This window comes from Nonomuraea monospora (assembly GCF_039531895.1).
Lineage (GTDB): Bacteria > Actinomycetota > Actinomycetes > Streptosporangiales > Streptosporangiaceae > Nonomuraea > Nonomuraea monospora.
In genome coordinates, this window is sequence record NZ_BAAAQX010000054.1 from 24,362 (window position 1) to 41,766 (window position 17,405).

The following is a 17,405-nucleotide window of genomic DNA, read 5'->3' on the forward strand; positions in this document are numbered from 1 at the left end:
GTCACGACGGCTGGAGGTGGCCGATCTTGTCCGGGTTGGCCAGCACGTAGACCGTCTCGATCTTGCCGTCGCTGATCAGCAGCGAGATGACGCTGATCACCTTCCCGCCCGCCGAGACGAGGATCGCGGGCGCGTTGTTCAGCGTCGCCAGGCTCAGCGACATGCCGGGCAGGTCCGTCATGCCGATCGAGACCATGAACTTGGCGATGTTCTCCGGGGTGTTGATCGACAGCAGGTAGCGGCCGACGTTCTCCGCGCCGGTGATGACCCGCAGCGCCGCCCTGGCCTTGCCGCCGCCGTCGCTGACCATCGTCACCTGGTCGGAGAACAGCTCGATCAGCGCGTCCAGGTCGCCTCCGGTGGAGGCGCCCATGAACCGCTCGGTGATCCGCTTGCGCTCGTCCCTGTCCACGTCGAAGCGCGGGCGCTTGTCCCGCACGTGCTCCCTGGCGCGCCTGGCGAGCTGCCTGGTGGCCGGCTCGGCCCGCCCGATGATCTCCGCGATCTCCGCGAACGGCAGGTCGAACGCCTCCCGCAACACGAACACCGCCCGTTCGAGCGGCGACAGCGTCTCCAGCACCACCAGCATCGCCATCTCCACCGAGTCGGCCAGCTCGGCCTGCTCGGCCGCGTCCGGCGCGGTGCTGATCGGCTCGGGCAGCCACGGCCCCACGTACGACTCGCGCCGCGACCTGGCCCACCGCAGCCGGTCGATGGCCAGCCGCGAGGTCACCGTGACCAGGAACGCCTTGGGATCGTCCACGGTCGACTCGTCCACCCCCGACCAGCGCAGCCACGCCTCCTGGACGACGTCCTCCGCGTCGACGACGCTGCCCAGGATCCGGTAGGCGACCGCGATCAACAGGCTTCGGTGATCCTCAAATGTCGGCATAAGACCAAAGACGTATCACGCGGGCTCCGGCGTGACACGAGGGGTGCGGAACTCCGTTACACTTGCTGATCGTAAGGGGCTATGGCGCAGTTGGTAGCGCGCCTCCATGGCATGGAGGAGGTCTGGGGTTCGAATCCCCATAGCTCCACATAGAGTTCCTCGAATGACGATCATCGCGCGAGAGACCTCGTTCGACGAGGCCGAGATCTTCAAGCTGTACGACTCCGTCGGCTGGAACGTGTGGACCCGTGACATCGCCAAGGTCTGCCGGGGGCTGGCCAACTCGCACCTCGTCCTCACCGCCAGGGGCGACGACGGGCGGCTGCAGGGCCTGGCACGCACGGTGTCCGACGACGAGGTGGTGTGTTACGTCCAGGAGTTGCTGGTCGACCAGCAGTTTCAGGGGCAGGGCATCGGGCGGCTGCTGCTGGAGCGGCTCATGGAGCGCTACGCGCACTGCCGGTACTTCGTGCTGACGACCGACCACGAGTCCACCCCCGACGGGCCCGCCAACCACGCCTTCTACCGGCGGATGGGGCTGGTCGAGCACCACGAGCAGGGGCTGTCGGCGTTCGGCCGGCGCGTGACGGGCGAGAACGACTAAGTGCTCAGGCGGTGAGCACTTAAAGGCGGACAATGGGGTCATGCGAGCCGATCGACTGGTGGCCGCGCTGCTGCTGATGCAGGCGCGCGGCCGGGTGACCGCCGCCGAGCTGGCCGGGAAGCTGGAGGTGTCCGTGGCCACGGCGCGGCGCGACCTCGAAGCGCTGTCCGCCGCCGGATTGCCCGTCTACCCGCAGCCCGGCAGGGGCGGCGGCTGGTCGCTGCTCGGCGGGGCCCGCACCGACCTGAGCGGGCTCACCGAGCACGAGGCGCAGGCGCTGTTCCTGCTCGCCGGTCCTGCCGCGCCGGACGCGCCCGAGCTGCGGTCCGCGCTGCGCAAGCTGCTGCGGGCGCTGCCGCAGACGTTCAGGGACGAGGCCGAGGCGGCGGCCGGCGCGGTGGTCGTCGACCCCGCCCGCTGGGGCGAGCCGGACAGGGAACGGCCCGAGCTGGTACGCGTCCTGCAACGCGCCACCGTCCGGCGGCGCCGGGTCAGGCTCGTCTACCAGGGCCGTCGCGGCAGCGAGCCCACCGGGCGGCTCGTCGATCCCTGGGGGCTGGTGGACAAGGACGACGTCTGGTACCTGCTGGCCGGGACCGAGCGCGGGCAGCGCACGTTCCGGGTCGACCGGATCACGGCGGCGGAGGTCACGGACGAGGAGTTCGAGCGGCCGGACGACTTCGAGCTGTCGCGGGCCTGGGCGGGCGTCGTGGAGGAGATGGAGCGGCGGCGCTCCACGGTCTCCGCGACCGTGCTCATCTCCGCCAGGCTCCTGCCCATCCTGCGCGACCACTTCGGGCGGCACTTCGAGAGCCTGGGGGAGACGGAGGACGGGCGGGTGCGGGCGCGGGTGGCCGCGCCGATGGCGCTGACCATCGCCGAGCAGCTCGCCGGGTGGGGCGCGCGGGTGGAGGTCGAGGAGCCGCAGGAGGTCAGGGACGAGCTGGCCAGGATCGGCGCCGAGCTGGTCGAGCGCAACTCGTGATCATTGAACGGCGCCGCAGGCCACCGCCCGCCGCCGCAGGTCACCGCATGGTTGAGGACAGGGCCGCGTGCTCCCAGCGGATCTGCTCCCACGCCTGCTCCACGTGCCGCCGCTCCGTCGCCGCCGCCCCGACGGCCAGCCGCAGCAGCACCCGGCCGCCCGCCTTCGTGTGCGTCAGGTACATCGAGCCGCTCGCGTTGAGCAGCTCCATCAGCCGCAGCGTGGCCCGGTCCGCCTCATCCGCGTCGTCCACTCCCGGCCACAGGGGGCGGAAGCACACCAGCCCGAGCGGATGCGGCTCGTGCAGCTCGAACCCCGGGTCCGCGCCGACCCAGCCGGCCAGCTCCGCCGCCAGCTCGACGCCCTTGCGGATGTGCGCCCGCAGCCCCTCCGCCCCGTACCAGCGGATCACCGACCAGAGCTTCAGCGCCCTGAACCGGCGGCCCAGCGGCACCTGCCAGTCCCGGTAGTCCACGACGGAGCCGGTCGAGGTGGCGGCGTTCCTGAGGTACTCGGGCAGGATCGACAGCGCGCCGAGGAGCGGCTCCCGGTCGGCGGTCCAGAGCACGCCGCAGTCGAAGTTGGTGAGCAGCCACTTGTGCGGGTTCGTCGCGTACGAGTCCGCGTACTCCGCCACGCCGTCGTTCAGCCACCGGAACTCGGGACAGATCGCCGCGACCCCGGCGTAGGCGGCGTCCACGTGCAGCCAGACGCCGCGCTCCCGGCACACCTGCCCGATGGCGGGCACCGGATCGACGGCGGTGGTCGAGGTGGTGCCCACGGTCGCGCACACCATCGCGGGGACGGCGCCCGCGGCCTCGTCGGCGGCCAGCAGCTCGCGCAGGTGGGCCGGGTTCATGGCGAGCGTGCGCGGGTCCACGTCCACCAGCCGCACGCCCGCCGCGCCCAGCCCGGCGATCCGCGCCGCCTTCTCCAGGGACGAGTGCGTCTGCGACGTCACGTACAGCGTGTACCGCCGGTCGATCCCCTCGGTCGCGGCCCGCCCGCCGCTCGCCCTGTGCAGCGCCGCCAGCAGGGCGACCAGGCAGGCGCTCGACGCGGAGTCCTGGATGACGCCGCCGCCCGCCGCGTCGGTGCGGAAGCGCTCGGGCAGCCCGATCAGCTCGGCCAGCCAGTCGACCACCACGGTCTCCAGCTCCGTGCACGCCGGGCTGGTGACCCACAGCATGCCCTGCACGCCCAGCCCGCTGGACAGCAGGTCGCCCAGGACGGCCGGGCCGCTGGCGTTGGAGGGGAAGTAGGCGAAGAAGCCGGGATGCTGCCAGTGCGTGATGCCGGGCAGCAGGATCCGCCCCAGATCCGACAGCACGCTCTCGAACGGCTCGCCGCGCTCTGGCGGCGACGCGGGCAGGGCGCGCCGGATCTCACCCGGCTTGACCTGGGACATCACGGGGTTGGACTCGATGCCGGCGAGGTAGTCCGCGATCCAGTCGATGACCTGCTTGCCGTGGCGGCGGAACTCCTCAGGCGTCATGTGAGGGCTCATCCGACCACTCTGGCCGCAGCGGCACCGGTTCGCAAAGGGGACGGGCCGGAGGCTTTCGCCTCCGGCCCGTTCTATCTCAAGCGGTCTGACGACCGCCGAGGGTCAGTAGTGGTAGTGGCGCCGGTGACGCCTGCCACCGAGTGACTTGCTGAGGTGGATGCCGCCCGGCAGGTGCACGGACACGTAGCGGCGGCCGTCGGGGGTGGTCGAGACGTTGAAGCGCCGATTGCCGAAGCTGTGACCGACGCCGTGCCGTGACAGGTTGATCCGGAACGGCCCCACTTTGATTGACTTGCGGTAGTGCCAGCCCAATGTCCCTCCTCCGCCATCGTGCGCTCAATGAGAAGAACGTGCGGGACGGCTGCGCGGTTCCCCGCTCTCCAAGGTGCTCTCCAAGGTGCTCGCCAAGGCTTCGAGCGCGTGGGGGTAGTCGCGTTCGGAGGGGGCGGCGTACCCGATCAGCAGGCCGTCCCGTCCGGTCCCGTGCCACAGAGGCGAGGCCGGGCGCAGGGCGATGCCCGCGCGCTCGCACGCGGCCAGCGCCTCGGGCTCGGCGGGGCCGCCGGGCGGCAGCAGGAGGAGGGCGCGCAGGCCCGCCGCGACGCCGGGCAGGCTCGCGCCCGGCAGCGCGGAGGACAGGCGGGCCCGCAACCGCTCGCGCCGCCGCCGGTACCGCAGGCGCGCGGCCCTGATGTGGCGATCGTAGTCGTGCGTCTCGATCAGCCGGGCCAGCACGAGCTGGCCGAGCACCTCCGTGTGGGCGTCGGCGTGCAGCTTGGCCCGCGTCACCGGGCCGATCAGCGCGGGTGGCACCGCCATCCAGCCCAGGCGCATGGCCGGGCCCAGCGACTCCGACGTGGTGCCGCAGTAGACGACCTGGTCCGGCGCCGTGCCCTGGAAGGCGCCCACCGGCTGGCGGTCGTAGCGGAACTCGCCGTCGTAGTCGTCCTCCACGACCAGCCCGCCCCACTCACGCAGCGCCAGGCGGCGGGACGGGTGCAGCGGGACGCCCGTCGGGTACTGGTGGGCGGGCGTGACCACCGCGGCGGACACGCCGGGGGTGAGGGTGCCGGTCCGCGCGCCCAGCTCGTCCACCGGCAGGGGTACGATCTCGCGGCCCGTCCCGCGCACCACGTCGCGGTAGAAGTCGTGGCCGGGGTCCTCCATGGCGAACGGGTCGTCGCCTGGTACGACGCTCGCCAGGAGGTTGATCGACTGCACGAAGCCCGTGGTGACGACGATCAGGTCGGGGGTGGTGCGGACGCCTCGGGTTCTGGCGAGGTAGGCGGCCAGGGCCGTGCGCAGCTCGATCCGGCCGCGCGGGTCGCAGGAGCCGAAGACGGTGGCGGGGGCGGTGGCCAGGACGTGGCGGGTGGCGCGCAGCCAGGCACGGGCGGGGAAGGCCGACACGTCGGGTTGCCCGGGGCGCAGGTCGTGCACCGGCACAGGGTCAGGAGGAGGCGCATCCCAGGGCGCGGCCAGACCCGGGCCAGTGGCCGAGGTGCGGGAGGCAGTGGCGGGGGCGCTGGAGGCGGCCAAGGCGCGGGAGGCGGCGGCGGGCGTGCCGCGCGTGCCGCGCATGGCGGGCATGCTGGGTGTGCTGGGCATGGCGTGCATAGCGGGGGTGCCGGGCGTGGCGGGCATGCTGGGCGGCGTGCCGGGCGTGGCGGGCATGCTGGGCGGCGTGCCGGGCGTGCCGGGCGTGGCGGGCATGCGGGGCGTGCCGGGCGTGGTGGTGGGGTGCCCGTCCACATGGGCGCTGTCCGGGCCCGCGACCTGTGTGCCGGAGCCCGGGTGGGTGGTCAGGTAGCCCTCGGCGACGAGCTGGTCGTAGGCGGCGCTCACCGTACCCCGTGACAGCCGCAGCTCGGCGGCCAGTGCCCGGGTGGAGGGGAGCCGGGTGCCGGGCGGCAGCCGCCCGTCACCGACCGCCTGCCGCAGCGCCTCCTCCAGCGCCCGCCGCCGCCCGCCCGAGACGGACAGCTCCAGATGCAGGTCCACCCCCGAACCGGCCCACAGTTTGCGCACGGAACCGGACCTTACCTCTGGTCCGATACCAAGGTTACGGTGACGGGGCAGCCGGAAACCAGGAAGGACGAGAGCCACATGATCGTGATCGCTCACCTGAGCGACATCCACATCGGCGCCACCCCCGAGAGCGTCGCCCGCACCGCCGCAGTCATGCGTTACCTGGACGCCATCCCCGGCGACCTCGACGCGGTCCTCGTCACCGGCGACATCGCCGACCACGCCACGCGGGAGGAGTACGAGACGGCCGCCAAGCTGCTCGCCTCGCGCCACCCCGTCCTGGTCGGCCCGGGCAACCACGACGTCAGGCGCGAGTTCCGCCGGTCGCTGCTGGGCGAGGAGCCGGCGGACGGCCCGGTCAACCAGGTGCTGCGCACCGGCCGCGCGGTCTACGCGATGTGCGACTCCGCCATCCCCGGCAGGAACGAGGGCCACCTGGACGACGAGACGCTCGCCTGGCTGGAGGGCGTGCTGGACGGCACGGACCTGCCGGTGTTCGTGGCCTTCCACCATCCGCCGGTGAAGCTGCACGGCCCGCCGTGCGACGGGATCAGGTTGCACGAGACGGCGCGGCTGGAGGAGCTGCTGGCCGGCCGCTCGAACGTGCCCGCCGTGCTGGTGGGGCACGCGCACACGGCCGCCGCCACCAGCTTCGCGGGCCGGCCGCTGCTGGTGGGCGGCGGGGTGGTCTCCACGCTGACGTTGCCGTGGGAGGGCGGCACGAGCTTCGACAACTGCGTCGATTTCGGCCTGCCGCCCCTGATCGCCTTCCACGTCCTCGACGACGAGGGCAGGATGACGACGCACTACCGCGCCGTCATCCCGTAAGCCCGCTACCGTTCGGTGAGCTCGATGAACGTCACCGAGTACGCCGGGAAGTCGTAGCTGAAGGACTGGGAGAAGCCGCTCACCTGCCGCCGCTCAGGCGCCACCCGGTCCGGGTCGGAGATCGAGTTGGTGTCCGACGGGTCGCCGGTCAGTGAGGTGACCGTGGCGGTGGGCCTGAACCGCGCGGAGCCCAGGTCCACGGTGCTGCGCACGGCGGTGTCCTGGGCGTTGACGACCTTCAGCGTCACCGACTTCCCGTCCCTGGACACCACCTGGTAGAGCGGCTCGACCCGGGAGCTGTCCACGAAGTCGTTGATCTGCTGCCCGTCCAGCCAGGTCGTGATCCTGCGCCCGCTGACCTGCACCTTCAGGTGGTAGTCGCGGCCGGTCTGGACCGTGGTGGTGGAGGTGGCGATCGAGGACTTGCCGCCGTTGACCGCCTTCTCGATGGCCGACTGGGTGTTGTTCCAGCCGCCGACGTTCCACCAGTAGAAGTTGCCGGTGTCGCGGACGCCGAACATCACCAGGAAGCCCTCGGCCCCGGCGGTCTTGCGGGCGGTGAGCTCGATCGTGTAGTTCGACCAGTCGGCCGAGCCCGCCGTGGATCGGGCGTCCTCGACCTGCGCCGTCTGGGCGTAGGCGCCGTCCTGCACCGTCCAGGTGCCCAGGCCCGGCGTCCACCTGCCGGCGCCGGCGGAGAAGTCGTCCGACAGCAGCACGGTGCCGTCGGCGGCGGTGACCTTGACGTCGTCGTAGCGGACGGCGGTGTTCCAGGCGCCGACGCCGATCGCGCCCTTGATGTCCTCGACGGGCCTGGCCTCGCCCTCGAACGTGCTGGGCACCACGCGCTCGCCCACGTTGGTGGAGAACAGGCGTTGCACGTGGTAGCTCGGCGACCCGTACGCCTGGTCGTTGTCGAACCAGATCAGGTCCGGCGTCCAGTCCACGTAGTCGACGTTGGCCAGCAGCGGCGCGTACGAGGCCAGCTCCACGACGTCGGAGTTGCGTTCGAGCCCGGTCATGTACGACGCCTCGGCCAGCGCGTTGAAGAACGTGTTGCCCCTGGAGGCATACTCGCCGACGAACACCTTCGGCCCCTCGCGGTCGTAGGAGTCGTAGCGGTGGTTGTTGGCCAGGAACCAGTCGGGGTTGTTGTAGTAGTGCTCGTCCACCAGGTCGGCCCGCTGGTCGCGGGCGAACTGCCACATGCGGTCGAACCAGGCGCCCTGCGACGTCTGCCCCGAGTTACTGATGATCTTGATGTCGGGGTGCTTCGCCCGGATCGCGTCGGCGAACTTCGGATAGTTGGTGAAGAACTCCTCGTAGATCTCCTCGTTCCCGAGCCCGATGTACTCCAGCCCGAACGGCTTGGGATGCCCCAGCTCGGCCCGCTTCTTCCCCCAGGCCGAGGTGACGGGCCCGTTGGCGAACTCGATCAGGTCGAGCGTGTCCTGCACCCAGCGGGCCAGCTTGGCCTCGTCGGTGAGCGGCCGGTTCTCGCCGCAGCCGTTCACTCCGACCGACAGCACGGGCAGCGCCTCGGCCCCGAGGTCCTCGGCGAACTGGAAGTACTCGTAGTAGCCGATGCCGTAGCTCTGGTTGTAGCCCCAGAAGTTGAAGTTCGTCGGCCGCTCCTCGACGGGGCCGATCGTCTCCTTCCACTGGTAGATGCGGCGCCGGTCGCCGGTCTCGGCGTACGGGTCGTAGGTGCCGACGTTGGTCACGCAGCCGCCGGGGAAGCGCAGGAACCGCGGCTTCAGGTCCGCGATCAGCTCGGCCAGGTCGGTGCGCATGCCGTGGCCCTTGAACGTGTCGCGGGGGAACAGCGAGACCATGTCCAGGTCGGTCCGCCCGGCGGGGGCCTGCACGACGAGGCGTCCGGCGTCGGTGGTGGCGGAGGCGGTGAACGACGCGCGGTACTTCGCCCAGCCGCCCGCCCTGACCCGCACGGTGGCCTTGCCGAGCACGGTCGTGCCGTCCTCGACGGTGATCGTGAGCGGCCCGGCCTCGGCGCGCCTGGCCCACACGGAGAAGTCGTAACGCTCGCCCTCGGCCAGCGGCAGGCCGCGGTTGAACCCGGCGTTCACCACTCCGGCCGTGCCCTCGCCCGTCACGTCGAGCTGCAGGTAGTTGCGGTTGTTGATGTTCAACGGCTGCTCGCCGGTGACAGCGGGCGTGACGGTGGCGCCGCGCTCGGCCTCGCTCCAGGCGGTCAGGCCCGTGTAGGAGGGCTCGTCCACGGAGTTGAACTCGAACGAGCGGTTCTGCACCAGCTCGGCGTAGAGCCCGCCGTCGGCGGCGTGGTTGATGTCCTCGTAGAAGACGCCGTACAGGTCGGGGCTGACCTTGGTGCCCTTCGCCCTGGTGTCCACGCTGAGCTTGCCCGAGGTGTAGCCCTCGACGCGGAACTTGGTGGCGTCCGTGCCGAGGACGAGCCTGCCGTCGCTGACCGCGACGCCGCGATCGCCGGAGGAGAGCGTGACCTTGCCGCCGCCCGCGTCCTTGAGCTGGAAGGGCGTGGCCTGCGTGCCCAGCCGGACGGGGCTGGTGGCTTGCAGGTACCTGCCGCTCTCGACGTCCTTGAGCGCGCCGGCCTCGGCGGTCAGGACCAGCCCGGTCATGGGCGCCTTGGCGGAGGCCCGCACGACGCCGGAGCGGTCGGCCGTCAGGTACGGCGCCGCCGCCGCGCGCAGCGTGAACGGCCCTTCCGGCACCACGGCCGCCCCCTCGGACGCCTTGATCGCGATGTAGTCGAAGTCGGCCCGCATGGAGGCGCCGTTCTGCGCCGACAGCCCGAAGAGCCCGACCTGACCGATCGCGAGCTCGGCCGTCAGCTTGGCGGCCTGCACCCAGGCCGTGCCGTCCCAGTAGGAGGAGGTGAACTCGTCGCCGGTCCTGGCCAGCTTGACGATCTCGGTGGTGGAGCCGGGCCTGGCGGCGAAGGCGGAGGTGAAGGCGGCCCCGACCTCGGTGGCGGTCTCGATCACCGGCCCGCCGGCGAACCCGACGTGGGCCAGGCCGGCGCGCACGTAGTTGTCCCAGTCCTGCCAGGCCAGCAGGCCCGCGCTCTGGTAGTCGAGCGTGACGGGGGCGCTGAGCTTGGTGACCACCTCGAAGTCGCCGTCGGGCACGTCCACGAGGAAGAGGTTCCTGGCGTTGTTGGTGGCCTGGTGGGTGTCGCCGGTCAGGGTGTCGAGGTGCAGTGCGCTGCCGGACAGGCTCCAGCGGGAGTCGTCGGGCGAGAGCACCGTCCAGTCCTCGCCGAGGGTGGTGCCGTCGAACTGGTCGACGACGGCGCCGTCCGGGATGGGCTCCGCCAGGGCCGCGGCCGGTGGCGCGCTCAGCAGACCGGCCAAGAGCAGGGCGGGTAAGGCGATGCGCAACATGAGTGGGGGGCTCCTCAAGTGTTGTTAGCGTTAACAATCGAGTGAGCGTTAACAACCGCGATCGGCGACAACCTAAGGAGCGCCCGGGGCGGGCGTCAAGACCCATCCGTGTAACCCGACCGTAATGTGGCGGCCTATTGACGACACCGGTTGTTAGCGTTCACAGTCGGGGCCAAGCCAGGAAAGGAGCACGACTGTGGGATCCACCCTGGGGCGCCGCCTGCCGGTCATGGCCGACGTGGCCAAGGAGGCCGGCGTGTCGCATCAGACGGTCTCCCGCGTGCTCAACGACCATCCGAACGTGCGCAGCGAGACCCGTACCCGGGTGCTCGAGGCGATCGACAAGCTCGGCTACCGCCGCAACCTCGTCGCCCGCGCCCTGGTCACCAAGCACTCCAGAACGCTCGGCGTGGTCAGCTTCGACACCACGCTGTACGGGCCGGCCAGCACCGTCTACGGCATCGAGCAGGCGGCCAGGGCGGCCGGCTACTTCGTCAGCATCGTCAGCCTCAAGTCGATCGACAAGGCAGGCGTGCGCGACGCCCTCGACTACCTGGCCGACCAGGGCGTGGACGGCATCGTGGTGGTCGCCCCGCAGCGCTCGGCCGCCCAGGCCCTGGCCGATCTGCCGCTCGGCGTGCCCACGGTCGCCGTCGAGGGCGGCGAGGCGGGGGACGTGTCCGTCGTCTGCGTCGACCAGGTCGCGGGCGGCAGGCTCGCCACCGAGCACCTGCTGTCGCTGGGGCACGAGACGGTCTGGCACGTCAGCGGGCCCTCCGACTGGCTGGAGGCCGAGGGGCGCGTGGCCGGGTGGCGGGCCGCGCTGGAGCAGGCGGGCCGCGAGGCCCCGCGACCGCTGGCCGGTGACTGGAGCCCGCGCTCGGGATACGAGGCGGGGCGCAGCCTGGCGAGCATGAGGAACGTGACCGCGGTCTTCGTCGCCAACGACCAGATGGCGCTGGGCGTGCTGCGGGCGTTCACCGAGCAGGGGGTGAGAGTGCCCGAGCGGGTGAGTGTGGTCGGCTTCGACGACATCCCCGAGTCGGAGTTCTTCTCGCCGCCGCTCACGACCATCAGGCAGGACTTCGACGCGGTGGGCAGGCACAGCATCGAGGTGCTCGTACGGCAGCTCGAAGGCGGTCCGCAGGAGCGGCAGCGGCTCGTGGTGCCGCCCACGTTCGTGCCCAGGCTGAGCACGGCCGGGGCCTAGAGCCGTACGGGAAGGCAGGACGCGCTGGCGCCCGACTCGGGTTGTTAGCGTTCACATCAGAAGGGAACCCCCCACGTGTTCAAGAGGATCTCGGCGTTATTGCTCGCCGGTTTGACCGCGATGTCGGTGGCTTCGTGCGGCGGCGGTGGCGGCACCACCACCGCGGGCACGGGCGGCGGTGACGAGCCGATCACCATGGGCTTCTCCCAGGTCGGCGCGGAGAGCGGCTGGCGGACCGCGAACACCAAGTCCGTGCAGGACTCGGCGAAGAACGCGGGCATCACGCTCAAGTTCTCCGACGCCCAGCAGAAGCAGGAGAACCAGATCAAGGCCATCCGCTCCTACATCCAGCAGAAGGTGGACGTGATCGCCTTCTCGCCGGTGGTGGAGTCGGGCTGGGACACGGTGCTGAAGGAGGCGCAGAACGCGAAGATCCCGGTCATCCTGACCGACCGCGCGGTCGACTCCAAGGACACCTCCCTCTACAAGACCTTCCTCGGCTCCGACTTCGTCGTGGAGGGCAAGAAGGCCGGCGAGTGGCTGGTGCAGGAGTACAAGGACTCCACCGACAAGGTGAACATCGTCGAGCTGCAGGGCACCACGGGCTCGGCCCCGGCCAACGACCGCAAGGCGGGCTTCGCCGAGGTCATCGGGGCCGACCAGAAGTTCCAGATCGTCGCCTCGCAGACCGGTGACTTCACCCGGGCCAAGGGCAAGGAGGTCATGGAGGCCTTCCTGAAGTCGCAGCCGGACATCGACGTGCTCTACGCGCACAACGACGACATGGGGCTCGGCGCGATCGAGGCGATCGAGGGCGCGGGCAAGGTGCCCGGCAAGGACATCAAGATCATCACCGTGGACGCCGTCAAGGACGGCATGCAGGCGCTCGCCGACGGAAAGATCAACTTCATCGTCGAGTGCTCGCCGCTGCTCGGCCCGCAGCTCATGGACCTGGCCAAGAAGGTCGTCAAGGGCGAGCAGGTGCCCACCCGCGTGATCACGGTGGAGACCACGTTCACGCAGGAGCAGGCCAAGCAGGTGCTCTCCACCCGCCAGTACTGATCCGCCGCTGGACGCGGAGCCACTGCGGGAGTAGGGACGAGGTGAGGCGGCCCGGGACGAGGCCGGGCCGCCATCACGGAAGGGAAGGCGGATGGCGGTATCCGCACCGGTCCTGACGATGAGCGGGATCGGCAAACAGTTTCCGGGGGTGAAGGCCCTGGACGGCGTGGGCCTGCGGCTGCTGCCCGGCGAGGTGCACGCGCTGATGGGAGAGAACGGCGCGGGCAAGTCCACCCTGATCAAGGTGCTCACCGGCGTCTACCCCGCCGACACGGGCACCGTGGAGCTGAACCAGGAACAGGTCGCGTTCGGCAGCCCCCTGGAGGCGCAGCAGGCCGGCATCAGCACGGTCTACCAGGAGGTCAACCTCTGCACGAACCTGTCGGTGGCCGAGAACATCCTGCTCGGCCGCGAGCCCCGCAAGCGGGGCCGCATCCACTGGAAGCGCATGCGGGCCAGGGCCGTCGAGCTGCTGTCGCGGCTGGAGCTGAGCCTGGACGTCTCGGCGCCGCTGTCGTCGTACTCGCTGGCCATCCAGCAGATGGTGGCCATCGCGCGGGCGATCGACGTGGACGCCAGGGTGCTGATCCTCGACGAGCCGACGTCCAGCCTGGACGCCGACGAGGTGCGGCAGCTCTTCAGGGTGATGCGGCGGCTGAAGGAGGAGGGCATCGCCATCCTCTTCGTCTCCCACTTCCTCGACCAGGTCTACGAGATCTCCGACCGGATGACGATCCTGCGCAACGGCCGGCTCGTCGGCGAGTACCTGACGGCGGAGCTGCCACAGGTCGAGCTGGTCGCCAAGATGATCGGCAAGGAGCTGGCCGCGCTGGAGCGGCTGCACGGCGAGGCCAAGGTGTTCGACCGGCCGCTGGTCCAGGCGCGCATGCTGGGCAGGGCGGGGGCGATCGAGCCGTTCAGCCTGACCATTCACGAGGGCGAGGTCGTGGGCCTGGCGGGGCTGCTCGGCTCCGGGCGTACGGAGATCGCCAGGCTGCTGTTCGGCGCCGACCACGCGACCGCGGGCGAGCTCACGATCGGCGGGTCGGTGGAGTCGCTGCGCACGCCGCGCGCGGCCATGACCCACAAGATCGCGTTCTGCTCGGAGAACCGCAAGGCCGACGGGCTCATCCCCGACCTGACCGTGCGCGAGAACATCATCCTGGCCCTCCAGGCCACCAGGGGCTGGACCAGGCCGGTGCCGCGCGAGCAGCAGGACGAGCTGGTCGGCAGGTACGTCAAGGCCCTGAAGATCAGCCCGCCCAACCCCGAGCACCTGGTGCGCAACCTCAGCGGCGGCAACCAGCAGAAGGTGCTGCTGGCCAGGTGGCTGATCCTGGAGCCCAGGCTGCTCATCCTGGACGAGCCCACCCGGGGCATCGACGTCGGCGCCAAGACCGAGATCCAGCGGCTGGTGGCCGAGCTGTCGGACGGCGGGATGGCGGTGCTGTTCATCTCCGCCGAGCTGGAGGAGGTGCTGCGGCTCAGCCACAAGGTGGAGGTGCTGCGGGACCGGCGGCTGGTGGCCGAGCTGCCCAACGACGCGCAGCTCACCAGTGACGTGCTGCTGGAGACCATCGCGAGCGGAGGGCGGGCCTCATGAGACGTCTGCTGTGGCCGCTGGTCGTCCTGGCCCTGCTGCTGGCGCTGAACGTGTTCTTCACGCCCAGCTTCTTCTCGATCGAGGTCAAGGACGGCCACCTGTACGGCAGCCTGATCGACATCCTGCGCTTCGGCGCCCCGCTGATCCTGGTCTCGCTGGGCATGACGCTGGTCATCGCGACCGGCGGCATCGACCTGTCGGTCGGCTCGGTGGTGGCGATCTCGGGCGCGCTGGCCTGCCTGCAGATCAGCCAGGACGCGAGCGTGTTCACCGCCGTGGCGCTGGCGCTCGCGCTCTGCCTGGTGCTGGGGCTGTGGAACGGGTTCCTGGTCGCGGTCGTCGGCATCCAGCCGATCATCGCCACGCTCATCCTCATGGTGGCGGGGCGCGGCCTGGCCCAGCTCATCACCGACGGGCAGATCATCACGGTCAACAGCCCGGCGTACAAGGTGATCGGCGGCGGCTACTGGCTGACGGTGCCGTTCGGCATCCTCATCGTGATCGCGGTGTTCGCGATCACCACGTTCCTGACCAGGCGGCTGGCGCTGGGCATGCTGATCGAGTCGGTCGGCGGCAACGCCGAGGCCAGCAGGCTGGCGGGGATCAGGGCGCGCGGGATCATCATCATGGTCTACGCGTTCGTCGCCCTGTGCGCGGGCGTGGCCGGGCTGATGATCAGCTCGAACGTGTCCAGCGCCGACGGCAACAACGCCGGCCTGTGGATCGAGCTGGACGCGATCCTGGCCGTGGTGATCGGCGGCACCTCGCTGGCGGGCGGCCGGTTCTCGCTGGGCGGCACCGTGCTGGGCGCGCTCATCATCCAGACGCTGACCACGACGATCTACTCCATCGGCGTGCCGCCGGAGACGACGCTGCTGTTCAAGGCGCTGGTCGTGACCGCGGTCTGCCTCATCCAGTCGCCGTCCTTCCGGGCGAAGGTGTTCGGCGGGCGCGGGCGGTCGGCGCCACCCAGCCCCGCCCCTGAGGAGAAGGTGAGGGTCACCGCGTGACCACGCTGACGCTCGGCAGGGCCTCGGTCCCGGCCAAGTACCTGCCCGTCCTGGTGACCGGGTGCCTGCTGGCGGCCATGTTCGTGGCGGGCGGGATCCGCTACGAGGGGTTCGCCAGCGGGCAGGTGCTGCTGAACGTCTTCATCGACAACGCCTTCCTGCTGGTGGTGGCGGTCGGGATGACGTTCGTGATCCTCACCGGGGGCATCGACCTGTCGGTGGGCTCGGTGGTGGCGCTGTCCACGATGATCTCGGCCAGCCTGATGGCGGGGCCGGGGTGGCCGCCGTACCTGGTGGTGCCGCTGGTGCTGCTCATCGGGTCGGGCCTGGGGCTGGTGATGGGCTACATCGTGCACGCCTTCGACATCCAGCCGTTCATCGTGACGCTGGCGGGCATGTTCCTGGCGCGGGGGCTGTGTTACACGATCGGCACGGACTCGATCCCGATCGAGGACGCCACGTTCACGGCGTTCGCGCAGACCAGGATCGACCTGTTCGCGGATCTGTGGATCTCACCGAGCGTGATCATCGCCGTGGTGGTGGTCATCGTGGCCACGTACGTGCTGCACTACACCCGCTTCGGCCGCTCGGTCTACGCGACGGGCGGCAGCGAGCAGTCGGCGCTGCTGATGGGCCTGCCCGTGGCGCGGACGAAGATCACCGTCTACACGATCAGCGGGTTCTGCTCTGCGCTGGGCGGTGTCCTGCTGTCGTTCTACATGCTCTCCGGTTATGGCCTGCACGCCGTGGGCATGGAGCTGGACGCGATCGCCGCGGTGGTCATCGGCGGGACGCTGCTGACCGGCGGCAGCGGCTTCCTGCTGGGGACCGTGCTCGGGGTGCTCGTGCTGGGGCTGATTCAGACGATCATCAGTTTCGAAGGGACGCTGTCGTCGTGGTGGACCAAGATCTTCATCGGAATGTTGCTCTTCGTCTTCATCCTGCTGCAGCGCCTGTTCTCGGCCCGCACACGCCGCTGACCTGCGTGAAAGTTACCTGAAAGTTTCTGTGAGGTTATGTCCGAGCGTTGACATAGTCTTTGTTAGCGATAACAATCAGCGGAAACGAGTGCGAACTTTGTTCTGATTCGTCACGTTCTGTGATCGAATTCCACACTTCTCACCGGCAGCCGCCGCGTCCTGCGTCTGCCGCGACCCCCATGGAAAGGGATGCACATGAGGTTGGGACGAATCGGGGGCGTGGTGTCCGCCATCGCGCTCGCCGCGACCATGACGGCCTGTGGCTCGAGCACGAAGACCGTGGACCAGGAGGCCTCCGCCTCCGCGGCCGCAGGTAACGCGGGCGCCCTGATCGGCGTCACCATGCCCACCAAGTCCTCCGAGCGCTGGATCCACGACGGCGACAACGTCAAGAAGCAGCTCGAGCAGCTCGGCTACAAGGTCGACCTCCAGTACGCCGAGAACGACATCCCGACGCAGGCCAACCAGATCGAGAACCAGATCACCAAGGGCGCCAAGCTCCTGATCATCGCCTCGATCGACGGCACGGCGATCACCTCGCAGCTCCAGCAGGCCGCCGACGCGAAGATCCCGGTCATCGCCTACGACCGGCTGATCCGCAACAGCCCGAACGTCGACTACTACGCCACCTTCGACAACTTCAAGGTCGGCGTGCAGCAGGCGACCTCGCTGCTCAAGGGCCTCGGCGTCGAGGACGGCAAGAAGGGCCCCTTCAACGTCGAGCTGTTCGGCGGCTCGCCCGACGACAACAACGCCACGTTCTTCTGGAACGGCGCCATGTCGGTGCTTCAGCCGAAGATCGACGACGGCACCCTGAAGATCGCCAGCGGCCAGACCGACTTCAAGCAGGCCGCCATCCTCCGGTGGGACCCCGCCACGGCGCAGAAGCGCATGGAGGACATCATCACCAAGACCTACACCGGTAGCACCAAGGTCGACGGTGTCCTGTCCCCCTACGACGGCCTGTCCATCGGCATCCTGTCGGCGCTGAAGAGCTCCGGCTACAGCAAGCCGTACCCGATCGTCACCGGTCAGGACGCCGAGCTGCAGTCGGTCAAGTCGATCGTGGCCGACGAGCAGTACTCCACGATCTTCAAGGACACCCGCAAGCTCGCCGAGCAGACGGTGAAGATGGCCGACGCCGTGCTCAAGGGCGGCCAGCCCGAGGTGAACAACACCAAGGACTACGACAACGGCAACAAGGTCGTGCCCTCGTACCTGCTCGACCCGGTGATCGTCGACAAGACGAACTACAAGGACGTCATCATCGGCGGCAACTACTACACCGAGGACCAGCTCAAGTAGGGGTT

At 70.0% G+C, this 17,405-nt stretch carries 14 protein-coding genes and 1 tRNA gene; 10 read left to right on the forward strand and 5 right to left on the reverse strand.

The genetic code is table 11. The features are described 5' to 3' along the window. Window position 1: 1 nt before the first annotated feature. Entirely contained in the window at window positions 2-892 is an 891-nt protein-coding gene (locus ABD331_RS55415; protein WP_344494712.1) for an RNA polymerase sigma-70 factor, read from the reverse strand. A gap of 75 nt (window positions 893-967) precedes the next feature. Between ABD331_RS55415 and ABD331_RS55420 the strand changes: the two genes are divergently transcribed. The 3 genes from ABD331_RS55420 to ABD331_RS55430 all read left to right on the forward strand — a co-directional run bounded on the left by ABD331_RS55420 (window position 968) and on the right by ABD331_RS55430 (window position 2,481). Beyond that, window positions 968-1,040 (forward strand) — tRNA-Ala (locus tag ABD331_RS55420). Window positions 1,041-1,055: 15 nt separating this feature from the next. Beyond that, window positions 1,056-1,496: a GNAT family N-acetyltransferase gene (locus ABD331_RS55425; RefSeq protein WP_344494714.1), complete on the forward strand. Its 441-nt coding sequence runs from the start codon at window positions 1,056-1,058 to the stop codon at window positions 1,494-1,496. A gap of 40 nt (window positions 1,497-1,536) precedes the next feature. Further along, window positions 1,537-2,481, forward strand: a complete 945-nt coding sequence (locus tag ABD331_RS55430) for a helix-turn-helix transcriptional regulator (RefSeq protein ID WP_344494716.1) — start codon at window positions 1,537-1,539, stop codon at window positions 2,479-2,481. 40 nt (window positions 2,482-2,521) lie between these two features. Here ABD331_RS55430 and ABD331_RS55435 read toward each other — a convergent pair whose 3' ends face one another. The 3 genes from ABD331_RS55435 to ABD331_RS55445 all read right to left on the reverse strand — a co-directional run bounded on the left by ABD331_RS55435 (window position 2,522) and on the right by ABD331_RS55445 (window position 6,016). After that, window positions 2,522-3,988 (reverse strand): pyridoxal-dependent decarboxylase, encoded by a 1,467-nt coding sequence (locus tag ABD331_RS55435; protein ID WP_344494718.1) that lies wholly within the window; start codon window positions 3,986-3,988, stop codon window positions 2,522-2,524. A 102-nt stretch (window positions 3,989-4,090) separates the two neighbouring features. Continuing rightward, entirely contained in the window at window positions 4,091-4,300 is a 210-nt protein-coding gene (locus ABD331_RS55440; protein WP_344494719.1) for a DUF4236 domain-containing protein, read from the reverse strand. A 24-nt stretch (window positions 4,301-4,324) separates the two neighbouring features. After that, the gene (locus ABD331_RS55445; RefSeq protein WP_344494721.1) at window positions 4,325-6,016 is read right to left on the reverse strand and encodes an aminotransferase-like domain-containing protein; all 1,692 of its coding nucleotides are present in this window, start codon (window positions 6,014-6,016) and stop codon (window positions 4,325-4,327) included. 78 nt (window positions 6,017-6,094) lie between these two features. Between ABD331_RS55445 and ABD331_RS55450 the strand changes: the two genes are divergently transcribed. After that, window positions 6,095-6,844 (forward strand): metallophosphoesterase, encoded by a 750-nt coding sequence (locus ABD331_RS55450; protein ID WP_344494723.1) that lies wholly within the window; start codon window positions 6,095-6,097, stop codon window positions 6,842-6,844. Between the two features lie 5 nt (window positions 6,845-6,849). Here the strand turns inward: ABD331_RS55450 and ABD331_RS55455 are convergent, their stop codons facing one another. Further along, window positions 6,850-10,230 (reverse strand): alpha-L-arabinofuranosidase C-terminal domain-containing protein, encoded by a 3,381-nt coding sequence (locus tag ABD331_RS55455; protein WP_344494725.1) that lies wholly within the window; start codon window positions 10,228-10,230, stop codon window positions 6,850-6,852. A 229-nt stretch (window positions 10,231-10,459) separates the two neighbouring features. On the opposite strand from ABD331_RS55455, the gene ABD331_RS55460 reads away from it, so the two are divergent. The 6 genes from ABD331_RS55460 (at window position 10,460) to chvE (ending at window position 17,400) form a co-directional block, all read left to right on the forward strand. Then, window positions 10,460-11,440 (forward strand): LacI family DNA-binding transcriptional regulator, encoded by a 981-nt coding sequence (locus tag ABD331_RS55460; protein WP_344494797.1) that lies wholly within the window; start codon window positions 10,460-10,462, stop codon window positions 11,438-11,440. Between the two features lie 75 nt (window positions 11,441-11,515). Beyond that, window positions 11,516-12,502: an ABC transporter substrate-binding protein gene (locus ABD331_RS55465; protein ID WP_344494727.1), complete on the forward strand. Its 987-nt coding sequence runs from the start codon at window positions 11,516-11,518 to the stop codon at window positions 12,500-12,502. A gap of 91 nt (window positions 12,503-12,593) precedes the next feature. Further along, the gene (locus tag ABD331_RS55470) at window positions 12,594-14,105 is read left to right on the forward strand and encodes a sugar ABC transporter ATP-binding protein (protein ID WP_344494729.1); all 1,512 of its coding nucleotides are present in this window, start codon (window positions 12,594-12,596) and stop codon (window positions 14,103-14,105) included. Continuing rightward, complete coding sequence (locus tag ABD331_RS55475; RefSeq protein ID WP_344494731.1) at window positions 14,102-15,115, forward strand: ABC transporter permease; 1,014 nt, start codon at window positions 14,102-14,104, stop codon at window positions 15,113-15,115. The genes ABD331_RS55470 and ABD331_RS55475 overlap by 4 nt, the downstream gene beginning before the upstream one ends. Then, complete coding sequence (yjfF, locus tag ABD331_RS55480; RefSeq protein WP_344494734.1) at window positions 15,112-16,095, forward strand: galactofuranose ABC transporter, permease protein YjfF; 984 nt, start codon at window positions 15,112-15,114, stop codon at window positions 16,093-16,095. The genes ABD331_RS55475 and yjfF overlap by 4 nt, the downstream gene beginning before the upstream one ends. A gap of 195 nt (window positions 16,096-16,290) precedes the next feature. Then, on the forward strand, window positions 16,291-17,400 hold the full coding sequence (gene chvE, locus ABD331_RS55485) for a multiple monosaccharide ABC transporter substrate-binding protein (protein ID WP_344494736.1): 1,110 nt from the start codon (window positions 16,291-16,293) through the stop codon (window positions 17,398-17,400). Window positions 17,401-17,405: the final 5 nt, after the last annotated feature.

Bases quoted from the DNA above. Each gene is read 5' to 3' on its own strand.
- ABD331_RS55425 (WP_344494714.1), top strand. From the start codon at position 1,056: ATGACGATCATCGCGCGAGAGACCTCGTTCGACGAGGCCGAGATCTTC.
- ABD331_RS55470 (WP_344494729.1), top strand. From the start codon at position 12,594: ATGGCGGTATCCGCACCGGTCCTGACGATGAGCGGGATCGGCAAACAG.
- ABD331_RS55435 (WP_344494718.1), bottom strand. From the start codon at position 3,988: ATGAGCCCTCACATGACGCCTGAGGAGTTCCGCCGCCACGGCAAGCAG.
- ABD331_RS55415 (WP_344494712.1), bottom strand. From the start codon at position 892: ATGCCGACATTTGAGGATCACCGAAGCCTGTTGATCGCGGTCGCCTAC.
- ABD331_RS55455 (WP_344494725.1), bottom strand. From the start codon at position 10,230: ATGTTGCGCATCGCCTTACCCGCCCTGCTCTTGGCCGGTCTGCTGAGC.
- ABD331_RS55450 (WP_344494723.1), top strand. From the start codon at position 6,095: ATGATCGTGATCGCTCACCTGAGCGACATCCACATCGGCGCCACCCCC.
- chvE (WP_344494736.1), top strand. From the start codon at position 16,291: ATGAGGTTGGGACGAATCGGGGGCGTGGTGTCCGCCATCGCGCTCGCC.
- ABD331_RS55460 (WP_344494797.1), top strand. From the start codon at position 10,460: ATGGCCGACGTGGCCAAGGAGGCCGGCGTGTCGCATCAGACGGTCTCC.
- ABD331_RS55475 (WP_344494731.1), top strand. From the start codon at position 14,102: ATGAGACGTCTGCTGTGGCCGCTGGTCGTCCTGGCCCTGCTGCTGGCG.
- ABD331_RS55430 (WP_344494716.1), top strand. From the start codon at position 1,537: ATGCGAGCCGATCGACTGGTGGCCGCGCTGCTGCTGATGCAGGCGCGC.